Raw genomic sequence first — 16,642 nt, 5'->3', positions numbered from 1 at the left:
GCCTAGAACCCTTGGGTTGAGGAGGGCGTGCTGCGCCCGTCTCGGAACCAGCGGGCGATCTCCTGGGCGGCTCCGTCCTCGTAGACGTCTGCCGTGACGTCGTCGGCCACCGCGCGGACCGCCTCGACGGCCTGCCCCATCGCGACGCCCCGGCCGGCCCACGCCAGCATCTCGATGTCGTTGCGGCCGTCGCCGATGGCGAGCACGTCCTGCGCCGCGACGCCCAGCCGGTCGACCACGTGCTGCAGCCCGGACGCCTTCGAGACGCCCACCGGGGCGATGTCGAGCCACGCCGTCCAGCCGACGATGTAGTTGGTCCCGTGCAGGCCCAGCTCCTCGGCCAGCGCGACGAAGTCGTCCGCGGTGGCCTCGGGGTCTCGGACGATGACCCGGCTGACCGGGCCGGAGACGATCTCGTCCACGGCGGTGACGATGAGGTCGCCGCTGAGCTCCCCGTCGGGGAACGGCGCGCTGACCCGGTAGCCGACGCCGCGCTCCTCGACGGCGACCAGCGCGTTCGGGTGCCGCTCGAGGACCGCCCGGACCGCCGGCGCGGCGTCGAAGGTCTCCTCGTGCACCACCTCCATCGGCGGGTAGCGGAAGACGACCGCACCGTTGGAGGCCACCACCCACAGCGGCTCGGCGCCGCCGCTGGCCTCCGGGCCGTCGTGCAGGTCGAGCAGGTCGGCGACCCTGGTCATGCCGTGCGGCGAGCGTCCGGAGGCGAGGACGATGTGGGCGCCGGCGGCACGGGCGCGCTGCACGGCGTCGTAGACCGCCGGGGCGATCTCCTCGTGGGTGGTGCCGGCGCCCTCCACCCACTTCAGCAGGGTGCCGTCGATGTCGAGGGCGACGACCTCCGGGCGCCACCCGTCGGTGCCGGGCGGGACGGCGCTCACGGGCGCGTCACCGGCTCCAGGACCTCACGCCCGCCGAGGTACGGCTGCAGCGCGGCCGGCACCCGGACCGAGCCGTCGGCCTGCTGGTGGGTCTCGAGGAGCGCCACGATCGCGCGCGGGATGGCGGTGAGGGTCCCGTTGAGGGTGGCCGCAGGCCGGACCTGGCCGTCGCGGCGGACCCGGATGTCGAGGCGGCGGGACTGGAACTCGGTGCAGTTGGAGGTCGAGGTGAGCTCGCGGTACTTGCCCTGCGTCGGGATCCACGCCTCGCAGTCGAACTTGCGGATCGCCGACAGTCCCAGGTCGCCGGCCGCGACGTCGATGACCCGGTAGGCGAGCTCGAGCTTGTCGAGGAACTGCTTCTCCCAGCCCAGCAGGCGCTGGTGCTCCGCGTCGGCGTCCTCGAGCGTGGAGTAGACGAACATCTCGACCTTGTCGAACCAGTGGACCCGGATGATCCCCTTGGTGTCCTTGCCGTGCGAGCCCGCCTCCTTGCGGAAGCACGGGCTGAACGCGGCGTAGCGCAGCGGCAGCGTCTCGGCGTCGAGGACCTCGTCGGAGTGGTACGCCGCCATCGGGACCTCGGAGGTGCCCACCAGGTAGAGCTCCTCGCCCTCGATCCGGTAGACGTCGTCGGCGGCCTGGCCGAGGAAGCCGGTGCCCTCCATCGCCCGCGGCCGCACCAGCGACGGCGGGATCACCTCGGTGAAGCCCGCCTCGGCCGCCTGGTCCATCGCCATCGCCACGAGGGCGCGCTCCAGCTGCGCCCCGACACCGGTGAGGAAGTAGAACCTCGACCCGGACACCTTGGCGCCGCGCTCGAGGTCGATCGCGCCGAGCAGCCGGCCGAGCTCGACGTGGTCGCGGGGCTCGAAGCCCTCGGCGGCGAAGTCGCGCGGCGTACCGATCTCCTCGAGCACGATGAAGTCGTCCTCGCCGCCCTCGGGGGCCTCCTCGGCCGCGAGGTTCGGCAGCGACATGAGCAGCGCCTGCCACTCCTCCTCGGCGGCGGCCTGGGCGGCCTCCGCCTCCTTGACCTCCGCGGCCAGCGCCTTGGTGCGCGCGAGCAGCTCGGCCCTCTCGTCGCCCTGGGCGCGGGCGACCTGCTTGCCCAGCTGCTTCTGCTCGGCGCGCCGGGACTCGAAGGCGCTGATCGCCGAGCGGCGCGCGCCGTCGGCGGCGAGGGCCCGGTCGACCACGTCGCCGGAGAGCCCCCGCTTGGCCTGGGCGGCACGCACGCGGTCGGGGTCGTCGCGGAGGATCCGGGGGTCGATCATGACGTGCAGGCTATCGGGGTCCGCCCCGCACGGGCTCCGGGCGCCACCCGAGCGCCGGTCATACTGGCCCGCGTGCTCGACCGTCCCCGCATCGTCCAGCTGAGCCTGGCCGCCGTCTGCTTCGTTGCCCTCGCGGCCCTGGCGGTCGGCGTCGTCCAGGGCTGGGGGCCCCTGACGGCCTTCGACGACCGCGGCGGGCGCGCGCAGGCCTGGGCGGTGGAGAGCCCGTGGCTGACCGACGCGCTCCAGTGGATCGAGACGCTCACCGCCACGCTCGGCATGACGGTCCTGACGCTCCTCCTCGCGGCGGTGATGTTCCTCAAGAAGCACCGGCGAGCGGCGTACTTCACGGTCGCGGTCATGCTCGCCGCCTCGCTGGCCACGACCGCCATGAAGCTCGGGATCGGTCGCGAGCGGCCCGAGTGGCAGCTCACCGAGGCGCTGCTGAGCACCAAGTCGTTCCCCTCCGGCCACTCGTCCTCGGCGACCGCGCTGGGGGGCGTGGCGGTGGTGCTGGTCACGATGCTGGTCCGCCGCGCGAGCGTGCGGCGCGTGCTGTACGCCGGCATCGCGCTCTTCGTGGTCGTGGTCCTCCTCGACCGGGTGCTCCTGGGACGGCACTACCCCTCGGACGTCGTGGGTGGGGTGCTCCTCGGTGCGGGGCTGGTCCTGCTCGGACTGGCCGTCATCAACCCGCTCCCCCGCAGCATCGCGGTGCACAGCGAGCCCCTGCCGGAGGTCTACACCTCCGCCAAGCGCCTGGCCGTCGTGGTCAACCCGATCAAGGTCGAGGACCTCGACGACTTCCGCGCCACCGTCAGGACGATGGCGGTGGAGGGCGGCTGGTCCGAGCCGGCCTGGCACTACACGACCGTCGAGGACCCCGGCGCGGGCATGGCCGAGCAGGCCTCCGTGGACGGCGCGGACCTGGTGCTCGTCTGCGGCGGCGACGGGACCGTGCGCGAGGTCTGTGCCGAGCTCGCCGGCACCGGCATCCCGGTCGGGATCATCCCCGCGGGCACCGGCAACCTGCTCGCCCGCAACCTCGGCATCCCGCTCTACCTCCGCTCGGCCATCGACATCGGCCTGAACGGGCAGGACCGCGCCATCGACCTCGTCAAGGTCGAGGGAGACGGGATCGAGCCGGACACCCACTTCATGGTGATGGCCGGGATGGGCTTCGACGCCGCGATCATGGAGGGCGTCAACGAGGACCTGAAGAAGCGGGTCGGCTGGCTCGCCTACGTCGCATCGGGCCTGAAGTCGCTGATGTTCCCGGCGGTCAAGGTCGAGATCTCCGTCGACGGCGGCGAGTTCACCCGGCACCGGGCCCGCACGGTGGTCGTCGGCAACGTCGGCTTCCTGCAGGCCGGCATGCCGCTGCTGCCCGACGCCGCGATCGACGACGGCACGCTCGACGTGGTGATCCTGCACCCGCGCAACGTGCTCGCCTGGGTGCCGCTGGCCTGGCGGGTGATGCTCAAGCGGCCGCACACCGACGAGCTCGTCGACCGCAAGACGGGCTCCACCGTGGTCGTGCGTGCCGAGCGGGAGACGCCCCGGCAGCTGGACGGCGACTCGATCGGGCCGGGCTGCGAGCTGCGCATGGAGTGCATCCACGGGCGGCTGCTCGTCCGCGTGCCCCGCTGAGCCCGCCGCCGTACCCGCCTCGTGCTGTCCACCGTGCGCCCTGGCGCACGCTCAGCAGCACGCGGCGTCAGGGCCGGGCGGAGGCGATCGCCTCCTCCTCTTCGGGGGAGAGCTGCTGCTCGCTCGTCCAGGCGCTGACGCTCTTGGCGTAGGTGCGGGAGTCGCTGCGGCCGTGGATGGAGGTCAGCACGATGCCGTGGCCGGCGTCGTCGAGCAGCGCGAGCGACCACGAGAGGTGCCCGCCCATGTCGCCGAAGGCGTCGTAGCGCACCAGCGCCAGGTGGCGCAGGCTGTCCTGGGTCTCGGCCCGGAGCGCCGCCACCTCCTGCCGCAGGCCCTGGACGTCCTCGGGGAGCGCGTCGGCCGGCGGCGTACGGCGGGCGGGGGCGGTGCGTCGCAGGGCGACGACCGCCAGGACCGCCGCCGCGACGGCGACGACCGCGACCAGCAGGGAGAGCACCGTCAGCGCGACCACCCGCCGACCCTAGACTGCGCGGGTGCCCGAAGCCCGACGCATCGCCTACCAGGGCGAACCCGGTGCCAACTCCCACATCGTCTGCGTGCAGCACTACCCGGACTGGGAGGCCGTCCCGTGCGCGTCCTTCGAGGACGTCTTCGCCGCGGTCGAGTCGGGCGAGGCCGACCTGGCGATGATCCCCATCGACAACTCCATCGCCGGCCGGGTCGCCGACATCCACCACTTCCTGCCCGGCTCGGGCCTGCACATCATCGGCGAGCACTTCCTGCGGATCCGGTTCCACCTGATGGGCGTGCCGGGCTCCTCGCTGGCCACCATCCGCACGGTGCACAGCCACGTGCACGCGCTCGGCCAGTGCCGCAAGGTGATCCGCGAGCACGGGCTGACCGCGGTCATCTCCGGTGACACCGCCGGCGCGGCCCGCGAGGTGGCGGAGGCGGCCGACCCCACCCAGGCCGCGATCTCACCGCCGCTGGCCGCGGAGATCTACGGCCTCGAGGTGCTCGCCGAGGACGTCGAGGACGAGGACCACAACACCACCCGGTTCGTGGTGCTCTCCCGCGACTTCGTCGAGGCCGAGCGCGGCAGCGGCCCGGTGATGACCAGCTTCATCTTCAACGTCCGCAACCTCCCGGCCGCGCTCTACAAGGCGCTCGGCGGCTTCGCGACGAACGGCGTGAACATGACCAAGCTGGAGAGCTACATGGTCGGCGGCGAGTTCACGGCCACCCAGTTCCTCGCGGAGGTCGACGGCCACCCCGACGACCCGGGGCTCGCCCGTGCGCTCGAGGAGCTGGCCTTCTTCACGACCGACGTCAAGGTGCTCGGCGTCTACCCCGCCGACCCGTTCCGCGCCTGACTCGCCCGCCCCCACCACGGAAGCGAACCCCATGGACCTCGCCGTCGCGGCGATCGCCTTCGGCACCATCTTCGTCGTCGAGCTGCCGGACAAGACCTTCCTGGCCACGCTCGTGCTCTCCACCCGCTACCGCCCGGTGCTGGTGTGGCTGGGCGTCGGCCTGGCCTTCGCGGTGCAGACGACGATCGCGGTGCTCCTCGGCCACGCCGCGTCGTTCCTGCCGCAGGAGGTCGTCAAGGTCGCGGCCGCGGCGCTCTTCATGGTCGGCGCGGTCCTGCTGCTGCGCGAGGCCCGGGCGCACCAGAAGGACCGCGACGCCGAGGTGGAGACCGAGGACCTCGCCGCCCGCGCCAAGCCGGCCACCGGCTGGCGCGCGGTGCTCGCGTCGTTCCTGGTCCTCCTCGCCGCGGAGTGGGGCGACCTCAGCCAGCTGCTGACGATCTCGCTGGTCGCGCGGTACGAGGAGCCGCTCGCGGTCTTCGCGGGTGCGCTGGCCGCGCTGCTCGCGGTGAGCGGGCTCGCGGTGATCGTGGGCCGGACGCTGATGCGCTACGTCCCCCTGCACGTCCTCTTCTACGCCGGCGCCGCGGTCTGCCTGGTCCTGGAGGCGCTGGTGCTCTGGGAGCTGCTGCGCTGACCCGCCTAGAGTCGGCCCCATGACGTCCACCACGACCGCCGGGAGACCGCACGGTGCGGACAGCGAGGTCGGCCGGCTGCGGACCGTGGTGCTCCACCGCCCCGGGCCCGAGCTGAAGCGGCTCACCCCCCGCAACAACGACAAGCTGCTCTTCGACGGCATCCCGTGGGTGGCCCGGGCGCAGGAGGAGCACGATGCCTTCGCCGAGGCGCTGCGCGAGCGCGACGTCGAGGTCCTCTACCTGACCGAGCTGCTCACCGAGGCGCTGGAGAGCGAGGTGGCGCGCAACCACGCGATCACCTCGGCGCTCTCCGGGCTGCACCTCGGCGACACCATGCGCTCCTACCTCGGCCGCTTCCTGGCCGACGCCTCGCCCGAGGAGCTGACCGGCTACCTCACGGCCGGCATCCGCAACGACGAGGTCCGCGGCGGCTTCGGTCTGGTCACCTCGCTGCTGGCCAGTGACGACTTCCTCGTCGACCCGCTGCCCAACCTGCTCTTCACCCGCGACTCCAGCGTCTGGGTGCGCGACCGGGTCGCCGTCACCGCCCTCGCGATGCCCGCCCGCAAGCGGGAGACCCAGCTGACCGATCTCGTCTACAGCGAGCACCCGCGCTTCCGCGGCACCATGAAGATCCACGGGTGGCACCACGAGTACGTCGAGGGCGGCGACGTCCTGCTCCTGGCGCCGGGCGTGCTGGCCGTCGGGGTCGGCGAGCGGACCACGCCGGCGGGCGTCGAGCGGCTGGCCCGCCAGGTCTTCCACGCCGGACTCGCCCACACGGTCCTGGCGGTGCCGATCACCCAGGAGCGGGCGACCATGCACCTCGACACGGTCTGCACGATGGTCGACGTCGACAAGATCATCATGTACCCGAACGTCGCGGACTCCCTGCGGGCACATGCCGTCACGCTGGCCGACCCGGCCGAGGCGCACGCCGACCCCGGCGAGATGCGGCTGCAGGTGGCCGAGGCGGAGCCCTTCCTGGTCGCGGCGGCCAAGGCGATGGGGATCGACGCGCTGCACCAGATCGACACCGGCCTCGACCCGGTCACCGCCGAGCGGGAGCAGTGGGACGACGGGAACAACACCCTCGCCCTCGCCCCCCGCGTGGCGGTCGCCTACGAGCGCAACGTCGAGACCAACGACCGGCTGGAGGCGGCCGGGATCGAGGTCGTCCGGATCGCCGGCTCGGAGCTCGGCTCGGGGCGCGGCGGTCCGAGGTGCATGAGCTGCCCGGTCAGCCGCGACCCGCTGGCCGTCTGACCCATCCCGGCGCGGAGCCCCGGACGGTGATCCCGCGCACGTGGGGGCCGCCCGCCTTCCCACCCCGGCAGGCGTCTGCGAGGATCGCCCGCGGGAGGGGCCCGTCGCACCGTTCGCGGTGAGGAAGGAACGACATGAGCGTCTCGTTCTTCGAGAACTTCACTCCGCAGGAGGTCGCCCGCATCAGTGCGGCCGGCACCCGCGTGCACCTCCCCGAGGGCTGGTCGCCCATCTCGGAACGGACGCCGGCCGACAAGGCCTACATCCTGCTCGACGGCCGGGTCTCCGTGCGTCGCGGCAAGGAGGAGATCGCCCAGCTCGGTCCTGGCGACATCATGGGCGAGAAGGCCATCGTCGGCCACTCGCTGCGCACCGCCACGATCGTGGCGCTGACCCCGCTCGAGCTGATCCACTTCACGGCCGAGGCGGTCGAGAAGCTGCGCCAGGAGATGCCCCGCTTCCGCGAGGCCCTCGACGCGGTGGTCGAGTCGCGGTTGTCGTGACCCCCGACCCGGCGGCGGCCGTCGAGGCCTACCTGCTGGAGGGGACACCCCGGCTCACCCGCGTGCAGGTGGCCGAGGCGGCCGGCGTACCGCTGGAGGTCGCCGAGCAGCTGTGGCGCTGGCTCGGCTTCCCCCACGCCTCGAACACCGACGTCGCCTTCACCCAGCTCGACGTCGACGCGCTGCGGCAGAGCAGCGAGCTGATCGAGCTCGGCATCCTCGGGGAGGAGCGGCAGGCGGCGCTGGTGCGCACCTGGGGGCGCAGCTTCGCCCGCCTCGCCGAGTGGCAGACGTCGCTCCTGGCCGACCTGGCCCTCGAGAGCGGGGCGAGCGACCCGGCGGCGGAGCTCACCGAGCTCGCCGAGACCGTCCTCCCCCGGGTCGAGGCGCTGCAGGCCTACGTCTGGCGCCGCCACCTGGCCAGCGCGGGGAGCCGGCTGCTCGTCGTCGACTCGCCCGGCTCCCCGGCCGTGCCGCAGGCCGTGGTCTTCGTCGACATCGTCGGCTACACCTCGCGCAGCAAGTCGCTGGACGAGGCCGGGCTGGTCGCCTGGCTCGAGGACTTCGAGGACATCTGCGCCGACATCGCGGCCGACCACGGCGGACGGATCATCAAGAACATCGGCGACGAGGTGCTCGTGGTCGCCGACGACCCGGTCGCCGGTGCCGAGATGGCGCTGGAGATGGTGGCCCGTGGCGCCGACGAGGAGGATGCGTTCCCGCACGTCCGAGCCGGCGTGGCGTACGGCGATGTGGTCAACCGGCTCGGTGACGTCTACGGCCCGACGGTCAACATCGCGGCCCGGCTCACCTCGCTCGCCCGACCCGGCACGGTCCTGGTAGACCGCGGCGCGTACGAGGCGCTCTCCGGGCGGACGGTGGGCAGCGAGGAGCCCGCGGAGGACGAGGAGGCCGACGGCGAGCCGCGCGCGGCGTACTCGTTCCGACGGGTCCGGCGGGCCTCGGTCAAGGGCTACGCCCGACTGCAGTCCTGGCGGCTGCGCCGCTACTGAGCCCAGCGCCTGCGCCGGTACTAGCGGATCGTCACCTGGCGGTTGGCCAGGCCCGAGCGTGCCGAGCGCTCCTCCGACGTCAGGTCGGAGGTGTCCGCGAGCGCCTCGGCGAGGTCCCGGGCGAAGCGGTCGGCCGGCTCCTCGAGGGCCTCCGGGCCGGTCCCGACCGCGAGGTCCCACACCGGGGCGAGCAGCCCGTGGGCCCGGAACATGCCGACCAGGCGCGACTCCGGCACGAGCACGTCCTTGCCGGCCGCGTGCAGCCGCGCGAGCGCGTCGAGGAGCTGGTCCTCGGGCTCGGGCATCACCCAGCGCAGGTGCTCCTTGGTGCCGACGTTGGTCCAGTACGCCGCGCCGACTCCGGTCAGCCGGGCCGTCGGCGAGGCGGCGGCGTTCGCCTGCTCCAGCGCGGTCTCCATGCCGGAGGTGTCCTCGAGGTCGGCCAGCCAGTACTCGAAGCCCTCGTGCACCGTCACGTCCAGCTCGTCGCCGACGACGAGGTCCTGGAGCCGCGGGCCGGTGGCAGGCGGGTCGGTGAGCCCGATGATCCCCGGCTCGTCCGCCGCGAGGGCGCGCTCGAGCGCGGCCGCGAGGTCGCGCGAGGGGTCACCGAAGTGGTGCTGCACCTGGAGGCCCAGCCACACCTGGCCGCTCTCCCGGGCCATGGCCGGCGCGGCGCCCGGGAGCAGGGAGGCGAGGACCACCGTCCGGTCCGGGTGGTCCTTGAGCGTCAGCGGCGCGGTGGCGGCGGGCACCAGCTCGCGCATGGCGACGATGTCGCACTCCGAGGGCAGGCCGGCGAACGGGCGGGCGACGTATGGCGTCGCGGCACCGCCCGGCGCGCCGTGGCAGGCCTTGTAGCGCTTCCCCGACCCGCAAGGGCACGGCTGGCGCGGGCCGACCTCGCCCTCGGCGAGGGGTGCTGCGCTGCGGGCCTTGGTGCGGGACTTCTTCGCCATGGAGCCGACTCTAGGCGTCGAGCTGGTCGAGCACGTACGCCGGGCGGTCGGTGATGACGGCCTCCACGCCGAGCTCGAGGCACAGGTCCAACTGGCTGCGGGTGTTGACCGTCCACACGTGCAGGGCGTGGCCCGAGCGCGCGATCCGCGGGCCGAGGCGAGGCTCGGCGGTGAGCTGGTCGATGCCCGGCCCCACCCGCCAGTCGGGGCCGATCAGCCGGCGCAGCCCGGGCCAGCTGCGCGGCCGGTCGAGCAGCATCACCAGCCCGACGGCCGGCGCCAGCCGCTCGACCCGGCGCAGCGCGGTGGGGCTGAAGCTCATCACGCGGGCTGGCGAGCCCGGCCGGTCCCAGCCGAAGCCGCGCAGGGTCTCGACGAGCCGGCGCTCCACGAGGCCGCCGTACCGCGTCGGGTGCTTGGTCTCGATCGCGATCTCCACCCGGCGCTCGTGGTCGGCGACGACCTCGCACAGCCGCCGCAGCGTGAGCACCCGGTCGTGCTCGACGTCGCGGTCGGGCGCCTCGTCGTCGAGGTCGGCCCAGGGGTTCTTCCAGCTGGCGAAGTCGAGCTCGGCGAGGTCGGCGAGCTCCATGGTCGACACGGTCCCGCGGCGGCTGGCGGTGCGGCGCAGGTCGCGGTCGTGGACGCACACCAGGTGCCCGTCGGCGGTGAGCCGCACGTCGCACTCCAGCGCCTCGGCGCCTGCGTCGAGGGCGGCGAGGTAGGCGCCCAGGGTGTGCTCGGCGTTCTCCTCGCTCGCGCCCCGGTGGGCGACGACCTGCGGACGGGTCACGGCACGATCGTGCCGCACCGCCTCACCGGGCGCGGAGGAACTTGCCGAAGTGCGGCACGGTGAAGGCGACCGATCCACGCTCGCCCGAGTAGACCAGGCCCTTCTTGATCAGCCCGTCGCGCGCCGGTGACAGCGACTGCGGCTTGCGCCCGAGGTGGCGGGCCACCTCGGCGGTCGGCACCGGCCCGTCGCCGGCCACCCCGGCTGCCCCGTCCGCGCCGAGGTCGGCCATCGCGGTCATGTAGTCGCGCTCGGCGGGGGTGGCGCGCTCGTAGCGGGCGCCGAAGAAGCCGATCGCCAGCTCCGCCTCGGCCAGCGGCGCCGCCTCGGCGACGTCCTCGAGCGTGACTGGCGTGCCGACGGCCGTGTCCCACACGACCTTGCCGTAGGCCTGGACGAAGTACGGGTAGCCGTCGGTGAGCCGGTAGAGCTCGTCCAGCGCGTCGGCCTCGAACTCCACGCCCTCGCCCGCCGCCGGCACCCGCCAGGCGCGGTCGGCCATCTCCCGCGGCAGCCGGTCGACAGCGACGTAGCGGAAGAGCCGCTCGGCGTAGGACTTCGACGCGGCGAGCGCCACCGGCAGGTGCGGAAGGCCGGCGCCCACCACGACCAGCGGCGCGCCCTGCTGGCTGATCTCGTGGACCGCGCCGCAGAGGGCGGCGAGCTCGTCGGCGGGGATGTCCTGCATCTCGTCGACGAAGAGCGCGATGCCGACGCCCAGGTCCCCGGCGAGGCTGCCGACGTCGGTGAAGAGCTCGAGGAGGTCCAGCTCGAGGTCGCCGGAGTCGGCGCGGCCCCGGGTGGCGGGCACGTCGACCGGCGGCGTCCAGGCGAACCCCTTGCGGTCGGGCAGCGTGGTGCGGACGGCGTACGCCTTGAGCACGCCGGCGACGGCGTCGACCCGGTCGGGGTCACGGTGGCGGTGGGCGACCTCCCGGACCGCGGCATGCACCGCCTGGGCCACCGGGATCCGGATGCTGCGGTCGGGGCGTGCCTCGATCTTCCCGGTCCCCCACGCGCGCTGGACCGCCTGGCTGCGCAGCGCGTTGAGCAGGACGGTCTTGCCGACCCCGCGCAGTCCGGAGAGGACCATGCTCCGCTCGGGCCGGCCGCTGGCGACCCGCTCCAGGGTGACCTCGAACTGGCCGAGCTCGCGGTCGCGGCCGGCGAGCTCGGGCGGGCGCTGGCCGGCGCCGGGGGCGTACGGGTTCCGGACCGGGTCCACCCGCCGACCGTATCGGTGATATCGGCGCGTCTAGCGGATCTGCTAGACGGCGCGCCGGCCCTCAGCCGGCCGAGCGGCGGCCGAGCGCGACGTCGTACTGGTGGTCGAGGCCGGCGCGCAGCGCCTCGATCAGCTCAGGAACCTCGTTCACCTCCAGCCGGAACGAGCCGGCACAGACGTTCTCGCGCCACAGCGACAGCACGACCAGGCCCGACTCGTGGTGCCAGGAGACGCGCAGGGCGCGGTCGCCTCCACGGGCGTCGAGGTGGATCGAGCCCGAGGTCGGCAGCGGTCGCGCGGCGGACACCTGCCCATGGTGCTCCTCCCACCCCACCCTTGTCACGGGTGTGCCAGCGGTCCGGCACGGGGTATGCCGGGGACCCCGCCGGCATACCGGGCACACCGTGCCGATGACCCCGCTCGAGATCGCGCTCGGCGTCGCCCTGATCGTGACGCTGGGTGCGCTGCCGGTCGGCCTGTTCCGGATGGCGGCGTACCGCTCCGGCGACATCGACCACACCCGGACGATGTTCATCGCCGCCTGGTTCGCGCTGGGGCTGGGGCTGGTCGGGCTGGTGTGCACGATCGTCCTCGCGCTCGCACTGCTGCTCTGAGCCCGGCGGCTAGGCTCGTGCCGTGCCCGAGCTGCCCGAGGTGGAAGCGCTGGCCCTCGACCTCAGAGGCCGGCTCGACGGTCGCGCGGTCGTCAAGGTCCACGTCGCGGCGTTCAGCGCGCTGAAGACCTTCGACCCGCCCCTGTCGGCACTCGAGGGCACGCTCGTCGACGACGTGACCCGGCACGGGAAGTTCCTCGACCTCGACTGCTCCGGCATCCACCTGGTCCTCCACCTCGCGCGCGCCGGCTGGGTGCGCTGGCGCGACGAGGTGCCGAGCATCCCGCCCAAGCCGAGCAGCAAGTCGACCCTCGCGGTCCGCGTCGTCCTCGACGACTCCTCCGGCCTCGACATCACCGAGGCCGGCACCCGCAAGAGCCTGGCGATGTACGTCGTGCGCGACCCGCTCGACGTGCCGGGCATCGCCTCGCTGGGGCCCGACCCGCTCACCGACGACTTCACGCCTCAGCGGCTCGGCGAGATCCTGCAGCGGGAGGGCCGCAAGCAGATCAAGGGGGTCCTGCGGCACCAGGGCACGATCGCCGGCATCGGCAACGCCTACTCCGACGAGATCCTGCACGCGGCCCGCATGTCGCCGTACAAGCCGGCGAGCTCGATCGAGGGCGAAGAGCTCCAGGGTCTCTACGACGCGCTGCGCGGCACCATCGGGGCCGCCGTCGACCGCTCCCGCGGGCTGGCGGCCAGCGAGCTGAAGGGCGAGAAGAAGTCGCACCTCGCCGTCCACGGCCGTACCGGCGAGGCGTGCCCGAACTGTGGGGACGTGGTCCGCGAGGTGTCCTTCGCCGACTCCAGCCTGCAGTACTGCGCCACCTGCCAGACCGGCGGAAAGCCGCTCGCCGACCGGCGACTGTCCAAGCTACTCAAGTAACGAGCGCGCGACTCCGTCGGGCGGTCGTCCCCGCCTCGGGACCTCTTGTGACCGGATGCGTCGGCAATGTAACGTCGATCACGTCCTGCTGTGAAACGATTCACTCCGCGAATCCCCTTCACCAAACGGTCGTCCGCGTCACTCGGGGACCCGTCCGGAACCGCGGGGCGAACGACCCGAGGAGCACATAATGAATCGCAGATTGGTGGCACTGCTCTCCGTGCCACTTCTGGTTCCCCTGACCCAGTTGTCGACGTCCGCTGCTGCCGTCGAGCGGCCCGGTGGCTCGAGGGATCCCTTCGTGAAGAAGATGGAGGCCCTCTACGACGACATCGAGGCCGAGTACCGGCCCGACGTCCGGTGGTGGCTGGCCGAAGGCCTCAACACCGACGCCACCCTGCGCAAGAACATCGACGAGATCGCCGACTCGGGCTTCGGTGCGGCGGAGTTCCTCGCCATGCCCGAGCCGGGCGCCGACGACAAGATCTACGGGTGGGGCTCCGAGGAGTGGACCCACGACTCACAGCTGGTCATGGAGGAGGCGACCAGGCGCGGACTGGGCTTCAGTCTCACGAGCGGTACGCACTGGGCGTCGGCGAACCTGCCCGACACCTATACCTGGGAGGGTGAGGAGTTCGACCTCGACAACAAGGGCGCCTCCAAGGAGATCGACTACGCCACCGTCGTCCTCGGCTCCGGCGAGTCCTTCCGCGGGGCCCTGCCCCGCCCAGTGCCCTCGGAGCACGCCGCCGAGGCCGAGGAGTTCGTGTTCCAGGGCGTCGTCGCCGCCAAGTTGACCGAGGTGCGCCCCGAGAGCGGGCAGGACCACCAGTACGGCGAGGGAACAGGCACCGGCACGCTGGACTTCGACTCCCTCGTCGACCTCTCCGACAAGGTCGTGTCGACCGGCGGCGAGCACCGGCTCGACTGGACCGCGCCGGCCGACGGCCGGTACGGCCTGTTCGCGTACTGGTTGCACGGGAGCGGCCAGACCGCCGACCCGTCGGTCAGCAAGAACTACACCGTCAACTACCTCGATCCGTACGGCATCGACGCCATGAAGGACTACTGGGAGGAGGTCGTGCTCACCCCGGAGTTGAAGGAGCTGATCCGCCGCAGCGGGCGTGGCGAGCTCTACATGGACTCCCTGGAGCTGGAGAGCGACAGCGCTGGCGGCACGCTATGGGGCTACCACTTCAACGAGGAGTTCGAGAAGCGCCGCGGCTACGACGTCGTCCCCTACCTCCCGCTCATCACGTGGGACAAGGGACGGCACGACTCCAACGTGCCGCCGCAGTACGACTACGCCGTCGCGGACGCCGAGGACCAGGCGGCGCTGCGCAAGATTCGCAACGACGTCGCCCAGACGATGAGCGAGCTGTACGAGGAGAACGTCCTCGCGCCGCTCCAGAGGTGGCTGCACGGCCTCGGCATGACGCTCCGCGCCGAGCCGTCCTACGGCATGACCTTCGAGATCTCCACGCCGGCGAAGTACCTCGACGGCATCGAGACCGAAAGTTTCGCGCACAACGCCGACCTCGACGTCTACCGCGGAATGCTCGGCGGGGCGCACATGTACGACCGGCCGTTCTCAAGCGAGACCGGCGCGGTCGGCGGCCGTAACTACTACTACGGCATGGACTACTGGACCCGACTGGCGTACCTCCAGTTCGCCGGAGGGGTCAACCGCACGGTCTTCCACGGGTACTCCGGCATCGAGGGGTCCGAGGCAGACACCCGCTGGCCGGGACACGAGGGCATGTACCCCTTCTTCTCCGATCGCTTCAACAGCCGACAGCCGGCTGCCATGTTCTACCCGGAGTGGACCGAGATGCTCGGCCGGAACCAGAAGGTGCTGCGCCAGGGCCAGCCCCGTCGCGACGTCGCGATCCTGCGCACCGACAACGCCTTCATCTCCTACGGCCAGCCCCGTGAGAACACCCCGGCGGAGAACAACTACTTCATGAACAACAAGCCGTACTTCTGGAAGGATCTGTCCCTCCAGCACGCCGGCTACACCTACGACTACTTCTCCCCCCAGCTCCTCGAGGACGAGGAGAACGTCGAGTGGACCAGCGAGGAGCTCCAGCCCGATGGTCCTGGCTACCAGGCCCTGGTGCTCTACCAGGAGTCACTCGAGGTCTCGGCGGCCAAGAGGATCCTCGAGATCGCCAAGGACGGACTGCCGGTCCTCTTCGTCAACAACACCTCGGAGATCCGCACCCACGACGGTCCGGAGATCGAGCACGCCGAGGCGGCCTCCACCACCCGGTTCCTCGGGGACGACGCGGAGGAGCTCAAGGCGGTCGTCGACCAGATCAAGGCGCTGCCGAACGTGAGGACGATCCACAACCAGTCGAACACGCTCGCCACGCTGCACAACATGGGCGTCGAGCCCCGGGTCGGCTACCAGAAGCCCAACAACAAGATCATGACGATCTCGCGGCTCGACGAGGCCAACGACGTCCTCTACACCTTTGCCTACAACTTCAAGTTCGAGAAGGACCGGGGCGCGCCGGCAACCACGTTCGACCTCTCCATGGACGCCCTCGGCAAGCCCTACACCATCGACGACTGGACGGGCGACGTCGCTCCGGTGGGGGCCTACGAGATCCGACGCGGACGCACCAACGTGGAGCTGACCCTGAAGCCTGGCGAGGCGCAGATCGTCGCCCTCAACCTGGCCGACCGTGGCCGCGACCTCCACGCGGTGTCGACCACCGCCGCCGAGGCCGTGGAGGTCAAGGGCAAGCCGGCCATCCGGGCGACGAAGTCTGGCACTTACACGACCACGCTCAGCAACGGTCGAAAGGTCCGTACCTCCGTCCGCGTCCCCCGCGCCATCCCGTTGCGGACGTGGGACATCACCGTGCAGGACTGGAACGAGGGCGAGCGCGTCGTCAACACCGAGGAGAAGTTCGATCACGTCACCACGGAGGTGTACTACACCACCAAGAAGACCGAGCTGCGCTTCCCGAACAGTGACCTGCTGCCGTGGAAGGACCTGCCGGCCTCGGCCGAGCAGCTGGCCAAGCTCGCCGGGGACGACCCGTCCATGTCCCACGTCTCGGGCGTCGGTGTGTACCAGAACCGGTTCCGCCTGCCTCGTAGGTGGAACGCGAAGAACGGCGCCTACCTGGAGGTCGGTTCGACCAACGGTGGTGAGACGCGGGTCTTCGTCAACGGCAAGCAGGCACCGGGGCTCGACCTGCGCACCTTGCGGGTCGACATCTCCGACCTGCTCCGGAAGGGCAAGACCAACCGGGTGAAGGTCGTCGTGACTACCACCCTGACCAACCGGCTCCTCCAGCGCGAGTACCGCGGCACCAGAGGTCCGGCGCAGGACTACGGCCTGACCGGCGACGTCCGCGTCGTGCCGTACACCGTCAAGCGGGTGGGCACGCGGTAGCGCCCGCCCCTGCCTCACGGTGGCCCGTCGAGCTGGTCCTGACCAGCCCGGCGGGCCACCGCCTCGTTCAAGCGCCGCCAGCTTCGGCAGGGCGCTGAGTGGTCCGATCACCTGTGACGGGGGAGGATCGTGGGCAGCAGGCGCCGGGGATCCTCCCCGGTCCGCCGAAG

General features: G+C 72.0%; 16 protein-coding genes. 9 read left to right on the top strand and 7 right to left on the bottom strand.

The window, feature by feature from the left end:
* Positions 1-2: 2 nt before the first annotated feature.
* Positions 3-899 (bottom strand): HAD family hydrolase, encoded by an 897-nt coding sequence (locus ACSMHG_RS02870; protein WP_435741869.1) that lies wholly within the window; start codon positions 897-899, stop codon positions 3-5.
* Positions 896-2,176, bottom strand: coding sequence for a serine--tRNA ligase (gene serS / locus ACSMHG_RS02865; RefSeq protein ID WP_435741868.1), 1,281 nt, complete (start codon positions 2,174-2,176; stop codon positions 896-898). The genes ACSMHG_RS02870 and serS overlap by 4 nt, the downstream gene beginning before the upstream one ends.
* A gap of 72 nt (positions 2,177-2,248) precedes the next feature.
* Between serS and ACSMHG_RS02860 the strand changes: the two genes are divergently transcribed.
* Positions 2,249-3,826 carry a bifunctional phosphatase PAP2/diacylglycerol kinase family protein gene (locus ACSMHG_RS02860; protein WP_435741867.1) on the top strand — a complete coding sequence of 526 codons (1,578 nt, stop codon included), beginning with the start codon at positions 2,249-2,251 and terminating at the stop codon, positions 3,824-3,826.
* 67 nt (positions 3,827-3,893) lie between these two features.
* On the opposite strand, the gene ACSMHG_RS02855 is transcribed toward ACSMHG_RS02860, so the two are convergent.
* Entirely contained in the window at positions 3,894-4,301 is a 408-nt protein-coding gene (locus ACSMHG_RS02855; protein ID WP_435741866.1) for a DUF4446 family protein, read from the bottom strand.
* A gap of 22 nt (positions 4,302-4,323) precedes the next feature.
* On the opposite strand from ACSMHG_RS02855, the gene ACSMHG_RS02850 reads away from it, so the two are divergent.
* The 5 genes from ACSMHG_RS02850 to ACSMHG_RS02830 all read left to right on the top strand — a co-directional run bounded on the left by ACSMHG_RS02850 (position 4,324) and on the right by ACSMHG_RS02830 (position 8,583).
* Positions 4,324-5,163: a prephenate dehydratase gene (locus ACSMHG_RS02850; protein WP_435741865.1), complete on the top strand. Its 840-nt coding sequence runs from the start codon at positions 4,324-4,326 to the stop codon at positions 5,161-5,163.
* 31 nt (positions 5,164-5,194) lie between these two features.
* Entirely contained in the window at positions 5,195-5,800 is a 606-nt protein-coding gene (locus tag ACSMHG_RS02845) for a TMEM165/GDT1 family protein (RefSeq protein ID WP_435741864.1), read from the top strand.
* Positions 5,801-5,819: 19 nt separating this feature from the next.
* Positions 5,820-7,067, top strand: coding sequence for an arginine deiminase (locus ACSMHG_RS02840; protein WP_435741863.1), 1,248 nt, complete (start codon positions 5,820-5,822; stop codon positions 7,065-7,067).
* A gap of 134 nt (positions 7,068-7,201) precedes the next feature.
* The gene (locus tag ACSMHG_RS02835; RefSeq protein ID WP_435741862.1) at positions 7,202-7,570 is read left to right on the top strand and encodes a Crp/Fnr family transcriptional regulator; all 369 of its coding nucleotides are present in this window, start codon (positions 7,202-7,204) and stop codon (positions 7,568-7,570) included.
* Positions 7,567-8,583, top strand: a complete 1,017-nt coding sequence (locus ACSMHG_RS02830; protein WP_435741861.1) for an adenylate/guanylate cyclase domain-containing protein — start codon at positions 7,567-7,569, stop codon at positions 8,581-8,583. The genes ACSMHG_RS02835 and ACSMHG_RS02830 overlap by 4 nt, the downstream gene beginning before the upstream one ends.
* 20 nt (positions 8,584-8,603) lie before the next feature.
* On the opposite strand, the gene ACSMHG_RS02825 is transcribed toward ACSMHG_RS02830, so the two are convergent.
* The 4 genes from ACSMHG_RS02825 to ACSMHG_RS02810 form a co-directional block, all read right to left on the bottom strand.
* The gene (locus ACSMHG_RS02825) at positions 8,604-9,542 is read right to left on the bottom strand and encodes a DUF5926 family protein (protein ID WP_435741860.1); all 939 of its coding nucleotides are present in this window, start codon (positions 9,540-9,542) and stop codon (positions 8,604-8,606) included.
* Positions 9,543-9,552: 10 nt separating this feature from the next.
* Positions 9,553-10,335 (bottom strand): glycerophosphodiester phosphodiesterase, encoded by a 783-nt coding sequence (locus ACSMHG_RS02820; protein WP_435741859.1) that lies wholly within the window; start codon positions 10,333-10,335, stop codon positions 9,553-9,555.
* Positions 10,336-10,357: 22 nt separating this feature from the next.
* Positions 10,358-11,560 carry an ATP-binding protein gene (locus ACSMHG_RS02815; protein WP_435741858.1) on the bottom strand — a complete coding sequence of 401 codons (1,203 nt, stop codon included), beginning with the start codon at positions 11,558-11,560 and terminating at the stop codon, positions 10,358-10,360.
* Positions 11,561-11,621: 61 nt separating this feature from the next.
* Positions 11,622-11,867 carry a hypothetical protein gene (locus ACSMHG_RS02810; RefSeq protein WP_435741857.1) on the bottom strand — a complete coding sequence of 82 codons (246 nt, stop codon included), beginning with the start codon at positions 11,865-11,867 and terminating at the stop codon, positions 11,622-11,624.
* A gap of 103 nt (positions 11,868-11,970) precedes the next feature.
* On the opposite strand from ACSMHG_RS02810, the gene ACSMHG_RS02805 reads away from it, so the two are divergent.
* From ACSMHG_RS02805 to ACSMHG_RS02795, 3 genes are all read left to right on the top strand, one after another.
* The gene (locus ACSMHG_RS02805; RefSeq protein ID WP_435741855.1) at positions 11,971-12,174 is read left to right on the top strand and encodes a hypothetical protein; all 204 of its coding nucleotides are present in this window, start codon (positions 11,971-11,973) and stop codon (positions 12,172-12,174) included.
* Positions 12,175-12,196: 22 nt separating this feature from the next.
* Positions 12,197-13,063, top strand: a complete 867-nt coding sequence (locus ACSMHG_RS02800; RefSeq protein ID WP_435741854.1) for an Fpg/Nei family DNA glycosylase — start codon at positions 12,197-12,199, stop codon at positions 13,061-13,063.
* A gap of 310 nt (positions 13,064-13,373) precedes the next feature.
* Positions 13,374-16,472 carry a glycosyl hydrolase gene (locus ACSMHG_RS02795; RefSeq protein WP_435741929.1) on the top strand — a complete coding sequence of 1,033 codons (3,099 nt, stop codon included), beginning with the start codon at positions 13,374-13,376 and terminating at the stop codon, positions 16,470-16,472.
* Positions 16,473-16,642 lie beyond the last annotated feature (170 nt).

It is taken from the genome of Nocardioides ureilyticus, from assembly GCF_051280745.1.
Classification (GTDB): domain Bacteria; phylum Actinomycetota; class Actinomycetes; order Propionibacteriales; family Nocardioidaceae; genus Nocardioides.
This window is presented reverse-complemented; position numbering and strand designations above follow the sequence as displayed.